The sequence below is a fragment of the Grimontia celer genome, from assembly GCF_900055185.1.
GTDB lineage: Bacteria > Pseudomonadota > Gammaproteobacteria > Enterobacterales > Vibrionaceae > Enterovibrio > Enterovibrio celer.
The window spans coordinates 1,305,974-1,320,899 of sequence record NZ_FIZX01000001.1 but is presented as its reverse complement, the minus strand read 5'-3'; the positions used below and the strand labels follow the sequence as shown (position 1 = coordinate 1,320,899).

The 14,926-nt window shown below is 42.2% G+C and carries 14 protein-coding genes and 1 pseudogene; 9 read left to right on the top strand and 6 right to left on the bottom strand.

What is annotated here, in order from left to right:
• Positions 1-242: 242 nt before the first annotated feature.
• Both GCE9029_RS05875 and GCE9029_RS05870 read left to right on the top strand, forming a co-directional pair.
• Positions 243-617 (top strand): superinfection immunity protein, encoded by a 375-nt coding sequence (locus GCE9029_RS05875; RefSeq protein ID WP_062661663.1) that lies wholly within the window; start codon positions 243-245, stop codon positions 615-617.
• 77 nt (positions 618-694) lie between these two features.
• Positions 695-1,066: a hypothetical protein gene (locus GCE9029_RS05870; protein ID WP_062661661.1), complete on the top strand. Its 372-nt coding sequence runs from the start codon at positions 695-697 to the stop codon at positions 1,064-1,066.
• 310 nt (positions 1,067-1,376) lie between these two features.
• Here the strand turns inward: GCE9029_RS05870 and GCE9029_RS05860 are convergent, their stop codons facing one another.
• Positions 1,377-2,030, bottom strand: coding sequence for a hypothetical protein (locus GCE9029_RS05860; RefSeq protein ID WP_062661657.1), 654 nt, complete (start codon positions 2,028-2,030; stop codon positions 1,377-1,379).
• Positions 2,031-2,883: 853 nt separating this feature from the next.
• On the opposite strand from GCE9029_RS05860, the gene GCE9029_RS05850 reads away from it, so the two are divergent.
• The 7 genes from GCE9029_RS05850 to GCE9029_RS05825 all read left to right on the top strand — a co-directional run bounded on the left by GCE9029_RS05850 (position 2,884) and on the right by GCE9029_RS05825 (position 9,304).
• Positions 2,884-3,120, top strand: coding sequence for a hypothetical protein (locus GCE9029_RS05850; RefSeq protein ID WP_062661653.1), 237 nt, complete (start codon positions 2,884-2,886; stop codon positions 3,118-3,120).
• 51 nt (positions 3,121-3,171) lie between these two features.
• Complete coding sequence (locus tag GCE9029_RS05845) at positions 3,172-3,483, top strand: hypothetical protein (protein ID WP_062661651.1); 312 nt, start codon at positions 3,172-3,174, stop codon at positions 3,481-3,483.
• 398 nt (positions 3,484-3,881) lie between these two features.
• On the top strand, positions 3,882-4,214 hold the full coding sequence (locus GCE9029_RS05840; RefSeq protein ID WP_062661649.1) for a hypothetical protein: 333 nt from the start codon (positions 3,882-3,884) through the stop codon (positions 4,212-4,214).
• Positions 4,214-4,375 carry a hypothetical protein gene (locus GCE9029_RS26295; RefSeq protein WP_157487774.1) on the top strand — a complete coding sequence of 54 codons (162 nt, stop codon included), beginning with the start codon at positions 4,214-4,216 and terminating at the stop codon, positions 4,373-4,375. Before GCE9029_RS05840 ends, GCE9029_RS26295 begins: the two co-directional genes overlap by 1 nt.
• A gap of 943 nt (positions 4,376-5,318) precedes the next feature.
• Positions 5,319-6,491 carry a phage major capsid protein gene (locus GCE9029_RS05835; protein WP_062661647.1) on the top strand — a complete coding sequence of 391 codons (1,173 nt, stop codon included), beginning with the start codon at positions 5,319-5,321 and terminating at the stop codon, positions 6,489-6,491.
• 11 nt (positions 6,492-6,502) lie between these two features.
• Positions 6,503-7,372 carry a phage major capsid protein gene (locus tag GCE9029_RS05830; RefSeq protein WP_062661645.1) on the top strand — a complete coding sequence of 290 codons (870 nt, stop codon included), beginning with the start codon at positions 6,503-6,505 and terminating at the stop codon, positions 7,370-7,372.
• Between the two features lie 108 nt (positions 7,373-7,480).
• Positions 7,481-9,304, top strand: coding sequence for a coiled-coil domain-containing protein (locus GCE9029_RS05825; protein ID WP_062661643.1), 1,824 nt, complete (start codon positions 7,481-7,483; stop codon positions 9,302-9,304).
• Positions 9,305-9,405: 101 nt separating this feature from the next.
• Here GCE9029_RS05825 and GCE9029_RS05820 read toward each other — a convergent pair whose 3' ends face one another.
• From GCE9029_RS05820 to hutC, 5 genes and pseudogenes are all read right to left on the bottom strand, one after another.
• The gene (locus GCE9029_RS05820; protein WP_062661641.1) at positions 9,406-11,034 is read right to left on the bottom strand and encodes a recombinase family protein; all 1,629 of its coding nucleotides are present in this window, start codon (positions 11,032-11,034) and stop codon (positions 9,406-9,408) included.
• A gap of 66 nt (positions 11,035-11,100) precedes the next feature.
• Positions 11,101-11,499 (bottom strand): annotated as a pseudogene (locus tag GCE9029_RS05815) (urocanate hydratase); the annotation flags it as partial.
• Positions 11,496-12,497 carry a formimidoylglutamase gene (gene hutG / locus GCE9029_RS05810; protein ID WP_062661637.1) on the bottom strand — a complete coding sequence of 334 codons (1,002 nt, stop codon included), beginning with the start codon at positions 12,495-12,497 and terminating at the stop codon, positions 11,496-11,498. The pseudogene GCE9029_RS05815 and the gene hutG, both read right to left, overlap by 4 nt.
• On the bottom strand, positions 12,487-13,698 hold the full coding sequence (gene hutI, locus GCE9029_RS05805; protein ID WP_062661635.1) for an imidazolonepropionase: 1,212 nt from the start codon (positions 13,696-13,698) through the stop codon (positions 12,487-12,489). The genes hutG and hutI overlap by 11 nt, the downstream gene beginning before the upstream one ends.
• Before the next feature lie 148 nt (positions 13,699-13,846).
• Positions 13,847-14,551, bottom strand: a complete 705-nt coding sequence (gene hutC / locus GCE9029_RS05800; protein WP_062661633.1) for a histidine utilization transcriptional repressor HutC — start codon at positions 14,549-14,551, stop codon at positions 13,847-13,849.
• Positions 14,552-14,926 lie beyond the last annotated feature (375 nt).

Below are 14,926 nucleotides of genomic sequence, written 5' to 3'. Positions count from 1 at the left end.
ATGGTTCTCTATGTATGAGAACGTGTATTCATGGGAACAACTAGCAGGTATTGTCGCATTCGCTGTAGTACCTCATTCAATATTGGTTTGTATCTCATACATTCTAGGTTTAGGCGCAACAATTATTCATAAGGTCAATTGATGACCTTCAAGATAGAAGTATTTTTAAGGTTATACAAGCCTATTAATGTAGGTCGTCCAAAACGTTCAGGTAATATTAATAACTTAAAGGGGTTCAACTAATGGAATTTATTATAATTATTCTAGCTCTATTCATTTACTTCATTCCTACACTTACTGCTTCAATGCGTGACAGTGGTAAAACGTTCATGGTGTTCGTGGTGAACCTATTTCTAGGATGGTCATTAGTTGGTTGGGTTGTTGCACTGGTAATGGCTTGTGCAACTGAGGGCAACCAGACAGCAAAGCAAAGCGCGAAAGTAAGCCAGAATTCATTTGAACGCACTTTATATAATGAACAGTTCATCGAGCTATATCTACAGAACGAAGAGAAGCACGACAACAACGAGCTATTAAAACAGATGTTCTTAAACATCACAGCGGGTAAGAAGGTTGATTTAGAGAAACTTAAAACCGCCGTTCAAGTAATGAAGTAATACCATACTTTTCGTAGTCTATAACTAACGGGCTGTATTTGAGATAATAGATTCAGCCCTTATTTGGAGTGAGTTAAATGGAAACTATCATTATTATTATCCTTGTTGCTATTGGCTTATATGCTTGGGTAAAGGCAGCAAAAACAACTGATGGAAATAATGATATTCCATTGTCTTACAATCACTTTGATTTCAAAGAACCAGTGAACCCAGATAGATTCGCACACGTTGTTATTGAAAGAGCAGAACCAAGGAAGGTTGAATACAGATACCCGTATCTGACGGAAGGACACTGGCGTTCTGAGTTTGCTTGTACTTGTTGTGGGAAAGATAAGACAGCGAGACACAAGCGAATGATTATAAAGTATCAAGAGGATGACAACTGGCATGACTTATGTATTCATTGCGCTAGGGATTTAGATAAAAAGCATAGGTTACGATTCTTCTAGTAATAAAATGTTATAATGAAGTATGAGATACTAAAAAGCCCAGACTCTTATCGAATCTGGGCTTTTTAGTATCAAATATCAACGCGTCGATGAATATAGTTCCAGCACTTAGCCAAATCATCACCCTTATCGCAATGAGCTTCTACAGAGTCAATCAGTTCGTATACTAACCAATCAGCTTTAGCTCTTAGATAGTCCTTTCTTGTTCGCTCTCGGTCATCGTCCTTATTGTTCCATACTGACTCTTTGCGCATTTCCTCAATAACCTTAGCCTGCGCTACTAGTTCACGCCGTAGTTTCATCTTTCCTATCACAGTTCACCTTTCTTAATCTTGTTATTGATGCCCTGTACAACCTTATAGGTTACGTGCTCGAATCCTTGCTGTTGCATGTTACGCGCTACCTGCGCCATTTTAAGCCCTGTATTCAATTGCTTCACAATCTGGTCACGTTGGGGTGCTGTTAGCTTGCTATGCCCGTGAATGGTCTTAGGCTTGCTCATAGCGCCTAATACAGCACCCTTTTGTTTGTCCATGTTCATCATGTCAGTTTGCTTGGTTTGCGCTTGCTGGATGGCTGCGCCCTTTGCGGTGAATATATCAGGGCTATCGAAATGCGCTTCAAATCGAACTAGTTTTTCATCATGTACAGCAATAAAGCAACCAATAGTAAAATCCAGTGATTCAGCTAATGGGTTCTTATGTACGATATTACCGCACGTAACTGTACACCCTTCGAAGTTCTCTACAACGTGTAGTTTCCACGCGTCAATCGATACTAGATAGCGTTGCTTCCACTTGCCTAGCTTATCAACTGATAGTTTACTTTGAATTGTGCTTTTGAACGTTAGTTTAAGGTCTTGAACTACACTAATATCAATTTCATACTGGGGTGTCATATTAACGTATCCGTTCACATGGTCTTTGCCACGTACTGATTCGTTAACGTATACTTTTGCTTTCATACGCTATCCTTTTTAAGTCTAAAAATGTACTTATCTACTCTTTATTATAACATTTTAGCCCTAAAAAATAGCCCGAATTTGAGCGATTAGGTGAAATATTTCAAAATAAATTTACTGGTAAAAATCCCTTATAAATCAATGAGATATGAAGGGCTATTTTTCAAGCGAAATAGGCACTATATATAGGGATATAGGCACTATATGTAGTGGTTTTTAGCCCTACATCGCCCAAAACCGACACTAATAATAGTATTTCGCTGCGCTCGTTCCTTTCGTCTCTCGCTTGCAAAATATCACGGTGTTCCTTGCTCTAACGAGACAACTCACAGCACCTCTTTCGTCTTCGACAAAACAGGCGCTATCAGCGTCTATTATTGCGCCTATCGGCTCACTAATCCCTTTCATTGAAATGAATCAATACAAATGAAAAGCAATAGAACTGGTGTTTCTATTACCTCTTGATAAATCGCTATCGCTCCCTTTGCTGAATCCCTCCGGTTGCGCCTTGTCGCGCTAAGAGCTAGGGCGTTCGCTTACGGCTCACTATTATTGCTATTATTCGTATTAGGAAAGGTGATAACCAAAGTGTAATAACACGCCTGAATTCAAAGTGTAATAAGCCCGCCTAAATATTCCTATAATCAACTAACTAACTAACAACTATGTATAAGAAGATAATGTTTTTTCTGGATAATGCACCAACTAGCTTTTATTCAGAAGATGAAATAATGAAACGGCTTAGATTATTGGGTAATTACCAAGATTTAGAGCTAGCAGTCAAAAACATGAATAATTCACAGTTTAATAGATTCTGCTATGAATTCGAACGAGTAAGTAAGGAAAGCGATACAGTATGAACGAAAGAAACAACGCATTTAACCCAGATGAAGCACTAACGGAAGAAGAAGCACTAGATATTATTCGTGATTACTGGCATTCAAAAGCGGAGTATTACAAGGACTCACACAAGGACGCTGGACAACGAAAGACGTATTCAAAGCACAAACACATTCAGGAAGAAATACCAGAGCTAGAAAAGGTATTCGCTGAGAATCTAGACGAATTGAGAAATATGGGCATTATTCGATGAAAATCCAATACGCTAAATATTAGACCGAAATAACGCAAAACAGAGCAAAATATGAAGCATTTTAACCGAATTAAGTACGAAAAAGCCCCAAAACCACCACTTGAAAATATTGATGAGTTAGATCCTGAAATGTTGGTATCTAAACTAGCACAGGTATTAGAGTGCAATCAGGCATATAAAGACCTATTAGACCATGCACATAGTGTTATTGATACACAGGCTGAGTATATAGAGAATAGAGACCAACAACTAAAGGATGCACTAGAGCTTAATGCTATTAATGACCAACGATTGATGAACTATGAAACGTTGATTAGTGGTAAGCAATGGGACGCTTTATATTTCGTATTGAAAGGGCGTTAGTATCTAATACAGGGTTGCTGATATGGCCTCTTCCTTTTCTTGCCTATCAGTACGCCCTTACCTATACCCACCTATAGAGCACTATAACAACTATATAACACCTATACTACATAGTATGTTCTGATTAGTTATGCACTTTCGAACTGATAACTGAATAGAACATGCTTATATGATAGTGAGTATGCCACCTATGCTACCTATGCCTATGATGATTAATGTCGTTATGAATCAATCACTTACGGACGCAGCGGGGGAGAGTAGGGCATAACGTGTGCTACTGGTCAGTGCCCCGTGTTACTCGTGAAAAAGGGCATTTAGTATTCAGCCCAAACAAACATTCCCCAGATATGCACTAAGTGACTAAAAGGTGAATATAATAAGAAATAATAGGAAATCAAATGTTAACGAAAGAAGAACGTAAAATATATAACAAGCTAATCAAAGACACGTTTAATACTGATGCTTTCGATAAAGCACTATGCGAACAAGCCGCTAAGATTATGGCAATGAATGAAGAATTCGAATCAACTATCGCAACTCAAGGCGTAATGCTTTCAGTTATTGGTGATAAGGGACAACAGCGAACTATTGCTAACCCACTTATTAAAACACTGGCACAGAACAACGCAACGCTACGCGCCGTAATGGTTAACCTAGCGACACGCCAAGATAATAAACGAACTACATATCTAAAAATGGCAATGAAACGCGCAGAACTGGGACTTGATTAATGTTTACTAAAGAAGAGATGGACAAACTAGCAAAAGCCCACGGCTCAAGTAAACGCAAGCATGAAGCAGATAATAAAGCTGACAGACAGAAGGTGATTGATTACATGAATAAATTCTGTGACCAAGACACTATTGATAAATTCATGCCACTATTGAAATGATAAATAACTATGTAAGGTTCACTAGTGTTCCTTACGGTAGTTTTATTTTAACTTTTCAACTGAACAGATTAGATTGTCTAGGGTAGAGATACCCTTTATGAACTGATTTAGATGTCAGTATTTAAGGGTAGAGATGACTTTGAGGTATTATTGCCAAGTGCGGAACTTTAGGTGTTAATACCATCACATCGTTATTGTTAAATCAATGCGGTGTGACCGATTCACAATACTGTGAAACGCACGCGCAAGCGTGATTCAATTTATAAGGTTAAAAACTTATGAAAACTGACAAGACTAAAAAAGGTATCCGCACACCTAATAAGTCGAACATCGTTTCCTAGTACCTTCGGGTACTATGAACCTTTCTTACCTCCTTGTGGTATTAGGCAGAGCTACTAGCCTAACAGGTAAATTAATTTACCTGTAGGGTGATTAGGCAGGTGTGTCAGTTGCTTGAATACAAACCTTGATTGCGTTTTATACGCGCTAACAACTAATTCGTAAGAATAGTTGTACTTTAACTTATGGACTTGAACCCCATAGTTAGAACCACTTACAGAAAGCATATAATGCTTTGGCATGTAAAAGATAATAGTTAACAAAAATTAAGAATAGTAACGCTTTTGAGTAAGCAATTGCGGGATGCAATACTATCTAGATTTGTCTTTATTAGTACATTAGAGCTACTGATTATTCCTTATTGAAGTAGCTCACGACTGGTTATACATCACCCCATTAATGGGATAACTAGTAAAAATAAGAAGCCCTTGAATTTTCTAGAATGAATTCGAGGGCTTTTTTACGCCTGTAGTAAATCAATAAATAAAAGTATGAAAAGAACACTATCAACGTGATGTTGCTAGTTAATCTCATTCTAGTTTTATATTTCGAGACGAAATAAGAACGACTAACAAAAACGTTCAAATATAAAAGGATTAATCAAATGAACACAGAACAACTTATTATTGCAATGGATGCAAAAATTACAGACCTAGAAAGTCAAGTACAAGCGCAAGCAAAAGATACTGGTGCAAGCAAGCTAGCTAATATTGAAGGCGGCAAAGCAGAGAAACCAACAGAATTCAAAATTAAAGATTGGATTGAATCAGGTCAGAAAGATTACGGTTCATTCGTTAAAGGTCTACCACTAGACGGCAACGCGGCACTATTTGAAGCTGAATTAAACGTAACCGTTCTAGAGCAATCTATCGTAAACAACGCGGTACTTTCTGCTATTGGCTCACGTGGTACAGATAACCTAGATTATCGCCGTACTACTCTAACCCAACGCCCAGAAGCCCTATTAACGGCTGAGAACGTTAGCTTTACACCTATCGCTGAAACAGACGCGGCTGACTACGCAACGATTGCGGGACGCTTCACCAAGATGTTCGCATTCCCACGCCTAACTAACGAAGTATTGGCACAAGCTGACGTAGCAGTTCAAGCGAACTTGCTAAAGCTATTGAGCGAACAATTCAGTATCACTATGCAAGACCAAGTATTACACGGCGACGGCACAGGCGCAGGCACTAAGGCAGACCCAAATCAGCTACGCGGTATTGTTAACGCATGTATTGACCGCGCTAACAGCTACGCAGCGGCTCTAATGCCAGCAGCTACACGCGACCGTGAAACCTTCGCAGCACTTGCCAGCGGTTCAGCTAATGATATTGGTGCTGATTCAGAAGCTATTCAGGCGAATCTATACGCACTGATGCTTACAGTTCCAGAACGCAGCCAAGCAACAGCAAGTTTTGTTATGCACCAATCAACTCTATCGTATTTGATGCAGACGCTTAAAGACACGCAAGGCCGTTCATTATTTGATATTGAAACTATTCTACAGAATGGCGTATGGGTTCGTCGTATTTCGCTATTTGGCGCAAACGTAATCCTTAATGAAACTATGGATGAAATTGGAACGGGTAACGCTCCTATTATCTTTGGTGATTTGAAAGCGGGTTATGAATTGCTAATGCCAAATCAAGGCGCAACTAATATGATTCAAGACCCGTACACAATTCCAGATACTGTCGGCTTCTATCAAGACGCTATTTTCGGAAGTACAGTTGCAGACCATGAAGCTGTCGCCGTTCTAGTATGTCAAGCGTAAGGGGGTAATATATGAACCTCCAAACACATTTAATTAAGGCGTACAGTTATACGCCTACTTTATCTAAGCCAGAACTAAGCCGCGCTATTACAGAAGCGGCTTATAATACTAGCTCGTTGCTTCAAGAGATTGGTAAAGAGTACACGAATAACCCTACCTATCGAAATGTATACGTTACGCATCCAACTATTGAAGATGCAATGGAGGGGGCGGTTATTCCACCATCTACAGTACAGACATATACTACAACTGGCGCAGACTTCTCTAAAACTAGTTCGTCTATCGAACTAACGAACGAAGTATTAGATATGAGTAAATTTGATATTGAATCAAATACTGCAATGCTAGTTGGTAACGTACTTGCTAGTAAAGTATCTGAGATTGTTATCGCGGATATTCTAGAGCGTACACCTGACGGAGTTAATCCACCAGCGGAAGCGCAAGAACAAGTGCGACTATTAAAAAGTGGTATTGCTGGTGAGTGGGGTGGTGATATTCAAGGCGTGTTTCAGTTCCTATCTGACGCATTGAAATCTATTCCTGACGTATATGACCGAGATTCTAAGCTATTCCTTAATAAGAATAACTTTGTTGATTTCGCTAGTACAGTTACAGCGGAGGGTGAACAGGTATGGCTTATTCAGGGCGGTCTATTACTAGGTCGTTATGAATGCGTTATCTGTGACCAATTGGACGATGACACTATGTTGTTTGGTTCTCTTGGTGCTGCTTTTGATTTGGTAGCTATGGAAGGCAACCAAACCGTCGACCCTATTACCAAACCTGACGTTTTGAAGATTACCGAAACTAATAAGTTCGCAAACGTAGCTAAAGACACAGGCGCATTAATCGCAATGAAAGCAGAAGTGATTATTGTTTAATGCGTAAAAGCAAAATAGCCAAGCGTAACAGACGCGCTTGGTATTACAGGAAATAGCTATTAAAGCCGTGCTAGAAATAGCGCGGCTTTTTTTATATAAGGAAATATTATGGCGACTCAAAATCTCGCGAATGTATACGTTACGATGGCAGTAAGTGATTACGAGTATATTAAAGGTATGGTTGGTATTGAAAAGATTACCAAGCAGAAGCTACAACAAGCACAGAAAGACTTTGATTTATTCGAGAAGAAAACAGGCGCATCACTTAACAAAGCAAATAAGAACTTTAACGGGTTCGCTGGTCAGTTCGGTTATCAAGCACAGGATTTGATAGTTCAGATACAAGGCGGTCAAAACGCACTGTTAGCTATCGGTCAACAGGGTTCACAGTTAGCTAGTGTTCTTCATCCATTGGCGGGTTTATTCGTCGTGTTGGGTACTACAGCGGCAACGTTAGCTATTCAGTTTTTCGATTTGGGCGGTACTGTTGAAAAGACGGCTGAACAAATAGACCAAATGGCGAAAGACACAGAGAACCTAACAACAGCACAACGCGAACTAGTTAAAATAGAACTAACTAAGAGACTAATTGAACAATCGGACGCACACGCAAAGAACGTTGAAGCGTTGGAAAAAGAACTAGCATCACAGAATGAAACACTCCAAACATATAAGAACGTAGCAAAGGCTTATACGTTTACTGAGAATGGATTGGCGAAATATGATGCACTGCAACAAAAACACACAGAAACAGAAATTAAGTTACGTGCTGAAATAGACGAAAGTAACAAGGCTTTATCTGATACAGCTAAACTACTTGATAATCTAGACCCCAAGCAAAAAGAACAGGCTATGTTAATAGCTGATAGCGTAACAGCTTATGAGTCATTAACACTGTCTCTAACTAACTCTATTGATACTTACGGGCTAACTGATATAGCGGTTGAGAAATTCAACGCACGATTGAAGCTAGGCGCGGGAGCAACGCAAGAACAGATAGACGCGATTGATTCACTTATTGATAAGAAATACGAACTAGCAGAAGCAGATAAGAAAGCTGATGCACAGTTACAGTATTTTGAACAGCAACTAGCTAACGAAGAGAAATTCAGACAAGACCAAATCAAAGCACAGGCAGCATTTGATAAGCAAATTGAACAACTTCAAATCAATAACATATCAAATGCTAATGATAAGCTAGCAGCGCAACAGGAAGCTGAAATAGAGAGCTATAGAAATCAGAAAGAGCAATTGCTTATTTCAGAAGAAGATTTCCAACTGGCGAAAGAAGAGATACAGAAGAAATACGCACAGAAGCAAATACAACTAACTGAACAAGTAAAAGCGGCTGAATTAAAAGTATATTCTGATTTAGCTAGCTCTATCGGTTCAACCTTTTCACAACTAAGTGAAGAGAGTTCAGCTTTTGCAACAGTGGCATTTTTAGCACAACAAGCGGCTGCGTTTGGTAATGCTATTATTAACGCTGAATTGGCAAGCACGAACGCACTAGCGAACGTTCCAGCACCATATAACGTTGCGGTTGCAGCAGCGGCTCGAACGGCTGGTTATATATCGGCTGGTGTTATTGCTGGTACTACTATTGCGAGCGTTGCAACTGGTCAATATCATGGCGGTACTGACTATGTACCTGATTCAATGAATAACCAATCTTTCCTATTGAAAGCGGGTGAGCGAGTCATTCAACCAGAAGCAAACAAAGACCTATCTGAATTCCTAGAGAAACAGAAATCAGGTAAAGCGGGTGAATCTGTTCAGGTCGTTACGAATAACACCTTTAACAACGGCGGAAAGGACTTTGCCGGAATGGTCATGAAAACGCTATCAGAGCAACCAAAGCAAACAGCAGCGATTGTATCGAAAGGTCAGCAGTTCAGACCAACACGCAGCAGCGGCGGAAGAACGCGCTAAATATATCGTTGGCTTTTATCTGTTTTGTAGCTAACGCAAAGCCCTGACTCTATGAATCAGGGCTTTTTTGCGTGCGTAGCATTCGCTAACGCCAGTTGCGTCTATTCGTAACTGATAATAGATTGCTTGCCGTCACCCTTGCTTATCAGTGGCATTCGGTGAGTTAAGTTGTTTACGTTAGAATAGTAAACGAACCTATCACCTTCTTTCTTTCGTGTTGTTGGTGTTACTAGATACTTTTCACCGTTCTTTAATACCAGTTCAAGAAAGATTACCTTATCGCTTCTCTTTACTTTGATACTATCGACTATAACTGATACGACCATCTGAACTTTTAATCTTAGGTCTACATTCTCAGGTTTGAATATCTCACTAATCTGTAATTTCACTTCATCAAAGTCTATAGGTTTTTCCGTTGCTTGTTCCTTTGATAGCTGTTCCTTAACTTCTGCTAGTTCGTCATTCTTGTCAGTCATTTCGAATACGAATTCAACGGGCGGCTTTCTTCCTTTATCCTTCATTTGATTGTATCGCTCTTGATACATCAAGTATTCAGCTTCTAGCGTTGCCATACGTCCTTTAAGCACTTCTATCTTTTCGTCTTCGCCTTCCTTGTTTCTGAATAGTTCAGATTCGCTTATCTGGCTGAATAGGGCATTAACTATCACTTGTTCAAATAGGAACTTAGATACACTTCTAGCGTTGCACTGTGAACTAGCGCCCGTTGCGTTACTACATCTTACTTGCTTGCCTGATACGCAATAAGCAGCACCACACGCACCGCACTTGGTTTTACCTGATAATACGAATGAACCAGTACGACGACCGAAATTACTATTCTTTCCTTTCGCGTTCCTGTTGTTAGCAGCACGTAGCACGGCGGCGCGTTCGTAGTCTTCATCACTGATAATAACGGGGTAACTACGGCGGCGTAATCCTATGCGCTTGGTGTTTCCCTTTGGTAGCGAGTTGAAATCATCATCTATCTTTTTGCTCGTTATCCATCCGTTAACGGCTTCATTCTTCAATACGTCTAGAATGGTTGTTTCGTGGTATGGCTTGCCGTCCCAACGTTTGTATTCATTAATGTTCAGATAGTTACTGATTTGCGTTGAACCCTTGCCCTCCAAATACAGTTTATAGATTAACCTGACTACTTGCGCGTATTGGTTCTCGACGTATTCATCCTTAACAACATCTAACCAGTGAGGTTTGCTACCCAGATTGCAGGCTTTACCCGTTTCAATGGCGTTCTTAATCTTTCTACGGTGGTGTTGCTGTACTTGCTTTGATATCTGTTCACTATGCTTGTTCGCCTCTTCTGCACGAATAAGCATCGTAATACGCGTGATAATGTCATTCAGTGTTGAGGCGTCGTGATAGTCCTTTGTTTCAGTGAAATAGATATCACAGTCAACTAGTAGACGTTTCCAGAGGTTTTCAGCGTCGTTAATCTGTTCACGCGATAGGCGGTTCACCTTCTCAATGAACACAACATAGCGTTGCGTTGGATTCTTTCTCGCGTAAGCAATCAGTTCGTCAATAACCTTAATGTGTGAACCATCGAAAGCCGATTCACCTTGCGCAATGAATGTCTTTACTAGTTCAGCACCCGTATCTTTTACCGCGCTTTCGATACTTTTCGTTTGTCGTGGTAGTGAGTCTCTATCAGTTTGCTTATCACTAGACCATCGAATAAAACCAAGTGCCTTACGTCCTTTCAAATCCATTTTAATCGCCTCAAAGTGTTGACTTGGAGCGACTATACTGTAAAGTAGGTGTTTAGTAAATCAGGTAGTCATTTGACCGTACATGGCTAGACCTTGTTTATCGAGCTCATTGAAATGTTCCCAGTTTGCCCAGTGGGGTACCAGATTGGAGTTGGCAATCAATACTCGTGGCGCATCTTTATGAGTGGGGAAGACACCAACAGGTTTGCCGGATTGCACCAAAAGGGTTTGATCGTCCTCCAGGCGGCTGAGTACCTCTACGATTTTGTCATAGCACTGCCAGTTTCTCGCTGCGCGCCCAATACCGCCATAAACCACGAGGGCGTGAGGGTGTTCGGCCACGTCAGGATGCAGGTTGTTCATCAGCATTCGAAGCGGCGCTTCAGTCAGCCAAGACTTTGCAGTTAGTTTGGTTCCTGTCGGCGCTTTGATCGTGCGTGACAGATCGAGACGTGGGTCGCTCATTGTTTCACTCCTTGTGTATTAGCAAGGCTGCGGGAAATCGTCCAAACCAGACGGGCAGCAAGTCGAGATGTATGGTTATCAATGTCATAACGCGGATTTAGCTCTGCGATATCAGCAATCTTGAGCTTGGGGTGGCCATCTTTATTCATTGCTTCAGCAATGGTTCGAATGAGACGCTCCACCAGCGGAAATTCAACGCCATGGACGGCAGGTGCGCTAACACCCGGCGCTGTCGCTGCTGGGAAAACATCTAAGTCGATAGTCAGGTAGACGGCATCCATTCCTGCGATAAAGGTGTTTAATTGGTCTTCGATGTATGCATAAGAGGATGTGGTGAAGTCTGAATCTTCAACCACCAATACGTTGAGCTCTCGGGCCTTGTTAAACAATGCCTGAGTGTTACTGGCACGGCTTACGCCAAGACAGGCATAGTGGAATGGCCAATTGCGGTTGTGGCAGAAGTCGGCGATTTGTGAAAATGGGGTGCCAGAACTGCCGTTCTGTGCATTGCCTACAGGCGTTCGGAGATCGAAATGTGCATCAAAATTAATGATGCCGATCTTGGGTGCCTCAGCAGGATTTTTCTGTATGAAGTGGTTCGCTAAGCCCTGAAACGTGCCCCAAGCAACTTCATGTCCGCCGCCCAAAATCAAGGGGAAGTGTTTTTGTCGCATGGCCTCACTGATATTGTCTGCCAGTTGTTTTTGCGCTTTGGACAAGTCGTGGTCGTCGCAACACACATCGCCGTTATCGAAGAAACAGAGAGATTCATGGTGCCAAGGTAAGTTAGCCAACATTTTTCGGATTTCGGTCGGCGCAGAGTACGCGCCAACGCGTCCTTTATTGCGGGACACACCTTCGTCGCTGGCAAAACCTATTATCATGCAGCCGGGCTCTTTCGCTTTATCAGCGCTTTGCACTTTCTGGTGAAAGCGATATCCGCTCTCGCCGTCTTCAGAATCTGTCCGGCCATCCCAGACGCTCATATCAATCGTCATTGGCTTCGACTCCTTTCAGGTAACGTGCATACAGCGGTGCAAGACCTATTTGGTAACTGAGCTGTGCTGGAGACGTTAAATCCCAAACTGCAAAGTCAGCATCAAACCCAGCAGCTATTTGACCTTTGGCACGCAGTCCTAATGCTTGTGCAGCATGACGGGTTACACCATAAAGATTTTCTTTTGGTGTCAGCCCAAACAGGGTAGAGGCCATGTTCATCATCAGTGTTAGGCTGGCGAACGGTGATGTGCCGGGGTTGAAATCGGTGGCAATCGCCATGGGAACCTTGTGCTGGCGGAGCCACTCGATCGGTGGTTTCTGAGTTTCACGCAGAAAATAGAAAGCGCCAGGAAGGAGAGTTGCGACGGTGCCATTCTCCGCCAGAGTTTTAACCCCTTCTTCGTTTAAGTACTCGATGTGGTCGACAGAGAGTGCGCCCATCTCGGCAGCTAGCGCACTGCCCCCGAGATCAGTGAGCTGCTCGGTATGGCCTTTAACTTCCAACCCATGAGTTCGTGCGGCGTCGAAAACTTTTGCCATTTGCGCGGGGGAGAAGCCAATGCCTTCGCAGAACACATCGACCGCGTCAGCAAGTTTTAACTCTGCTGCTGCTGGTATCATTTCCTCGCACACCAATGAGATATAACCGTCGCTGTTGTCTTTAAACTCTGGTGGCAGAGCGTGTGCACCGAGCAGAGTGGTTGAGATGTTCACATCGATGTCTTGCTCAAGGGTTTTCGCCGCTTTCAGCATCTTGAGCTCATGCTCAACCGTCAGGCCGTATCCACTTTTTACTTCAATAGTTGTTACGCCGTCACGCATCAAAGCCTTAGCTCGTGGAAGCGCCAAAGATACCAGTTCTTCCATGGAAGCTTCGCGGGTGGCTTTGACACTTGAGAGAATGCCACCACCGTTTTTAGCGATTTGTTCGTAGGGAACACCTTGCAAGCGTTGTTCAAATTCACCAGAGCGGTCGCCGGCAAAAATGATGTGGGTATGCGCGTCGATAAAACCTGGTGTAATCAGACGGTTTTCTACTGAAACCTTGTCATATCCATCTGTTGACAGGTTTTCACCAATAGCGACGATGCGGCCATTTTCTACCGCAATCATTTGGTTATCGCGTACTTGGTACCCTTCACTGTGGCTGACGTCTGTATCCATTGAAACAAGACGACAATCCGTGAACATCTTCTTCATTTTTACTGCGCTCATTATTTGTATATATAAATGTATAGACAATTAAAAAGACGATGACAAGATCTGTTGTTATGAAATTGTGATGGCGGGTGTAAAGCTCAGCGGCCAGCTTGGTGGAAGCCGCTGAAAGTAAGAGGGTATTCTTCGGTTAAAGTTCTGCGCGAGCGCTGAGTTTGTAGCGGTTACCAGGGTGGTAGAGAAGGGCTGCGCTGACCAATTGGTTCTCGCTCCAGGTGCGGCGATGAAGTAAAAGGCACGGCTGGGTCGTTTCTATTTGAAGAAGCTTTGCGATATGTGCGGGGGGAAGAATGGCCTCTACGGTATGTTCAATAGTTCCCAATGGGCAGTTTGATACGAGATATTGGTTGGGTGTGATAGCCGAAAAGTCCTGTTTTAAATAGTCAGGGGCAAATGCGGGATTTACCCATCTCAGTTCAACTTGAATCGGAACTTCATCGGCGAAATGCACGATTTCACTTTTGAAAACATCGCTACCTAGCATGATACCGAGGCGCATTGCCACATCTTCCGGAGCGCGTATCCTTCTTAAGGATATGATTTCACTGTGATGTGCTTGACCGCGCCCTGATATTTCTTCTGCGATATTGCGGATATCCATCAGCGGACTTTCCGCTTTGCGCTGGCATACAAACGTGCCTAAACGAGGGGTCCGTTCCAGCCAACCCTCATTGACTAAATCTCTTACCGCTTTGTTTACCGTCATTCTACTGACCGAAAACTGCTCACAAAGCTCTGCTTCTGTTGGCACTTTTGCGCCAACTGGCCATTCCTGTGATTCAATTTTCTCAATCAGGAAGTCTTTAATCTGCTGGAAGCGGGGAGATTTCGGCATAGGTACTCAGACTTATATTAGTATATACAATTAATCATTAATGAAGTCTGACTGAAAATCAAGGATGGTAGTTTGGGAGTCGGATGGTGCGCATAAATCAGGCTATTTGTCTTATCTTTTGTTATGGCTTTGATTTAACACTGAACGGTAAGATTTCTGTCTCAATTCATTCATCTGGTTAATACAGAATGCGGCTCGGTTACTAGGGGCAGAACCCTTCTGGCAACGTTTGTGGGAATTTTATGCAAGGCAGAGGCTTTGACATGTAGCGAGCCTACATGAGAAGCCGATAACGCGGCAGAAATTCCCGACAAACTGCTGCAAAAACCATCACCAAAGGTCAACAGCCCCTAAGGTCAACAACCCTAATTTTAT

Coding starts and splice junctions, on each gene's coding strand:
- GCE9029_RS05875 (WP_062661663.1), top strand. CDS start 243: ATGGAATTTATTATAATTATTCTAGCTCTATTCATTTACTTCATTCCT.
- GCE9029_RS05870 (WP_062661661.1), top strand. CDS start 695: ATGGAAACTATCATTATTATTATCCTTGTTGCTATTGGCTTATATGCT.
- GCE9029_RS05860 (WP_062661657.1), bottom strand. CDS start 2,030: ATGAAAGCAAAAGTATACGTTAACGAATCAGTACGTGGCAAAGACCAT.
- GCE9029_RS05850 (WP_062661653.1), top strand. CDS start 2,884: ATGAACGAAAGAAACAACGCATTTAACCCAGATGAAGCACTAACGGAA.
- GCE9029_RS05845 (WP_062661651.1), top strand. CDS start 3,172: ATGAAGCATTTTAACCGAATTAAGTACGAAAAAGCCCCAAAACCACCA.
- GCE9029_RS05840 (WP_062661649.1), top strand. CDS start 3,882: ATGTTAACGAAAGAAGAACGTAAAATATATAACAAGCTAATCAAAGAC.
- GCE9029_RS26295 (WP_157487774.1), top strand. CDS start 4,214: ATGTTTACTAAAGAAGAGATGGACAAACTAGCAAAAGCCCACGGCTCA.
- GCE9029_RS05835 (WP_062661647.1), top strand. CDS start 5,319: ATGAACACAGAACAACTTATTATTGCAATGGATGCAAAAATTACAGAC.
- GCE9029_RS05830 (WP_062661645.1), top strand. CDS start 6,503: ATGAACCTCCAAACACATTTAATTAAGGCGTACAGTTATACGCCTACT.
- GCE9029_RS05825 (WP_062661643.1), top strand. CDS start 7,481: ATGGCGACTCAAAATCTCGCGAATGTATACGTTACGATGGCAGTAAGT.
- GCE9029_RS05820 (WP_062661641.1), bottom strand. CDS start 11,034: ATGGATTTGAAAGGACGTAAGGCACTTGGTTTTATTCGATGGTCTAGT.
- hutG (WP_062661637.1), bottom strand. CDS start 12,497: ATGACGATTGATATGAGCGTCTGGGATGGCCGGACAGATTCTGAAGAC.
- hutI (WP_062661635.1), bottom strand. CDS start 13,698: ATGAAGAAGATGTTCACGGATTGTCGTCTTGTTTCAATGGATACAGAC.
- hutC (WP_062661633.1), bottom strand. CDS start 14,551: ATGCCGAAATCTCCCCGCTTCCAGCAGATTAAAGACTTCCTGATTGAG.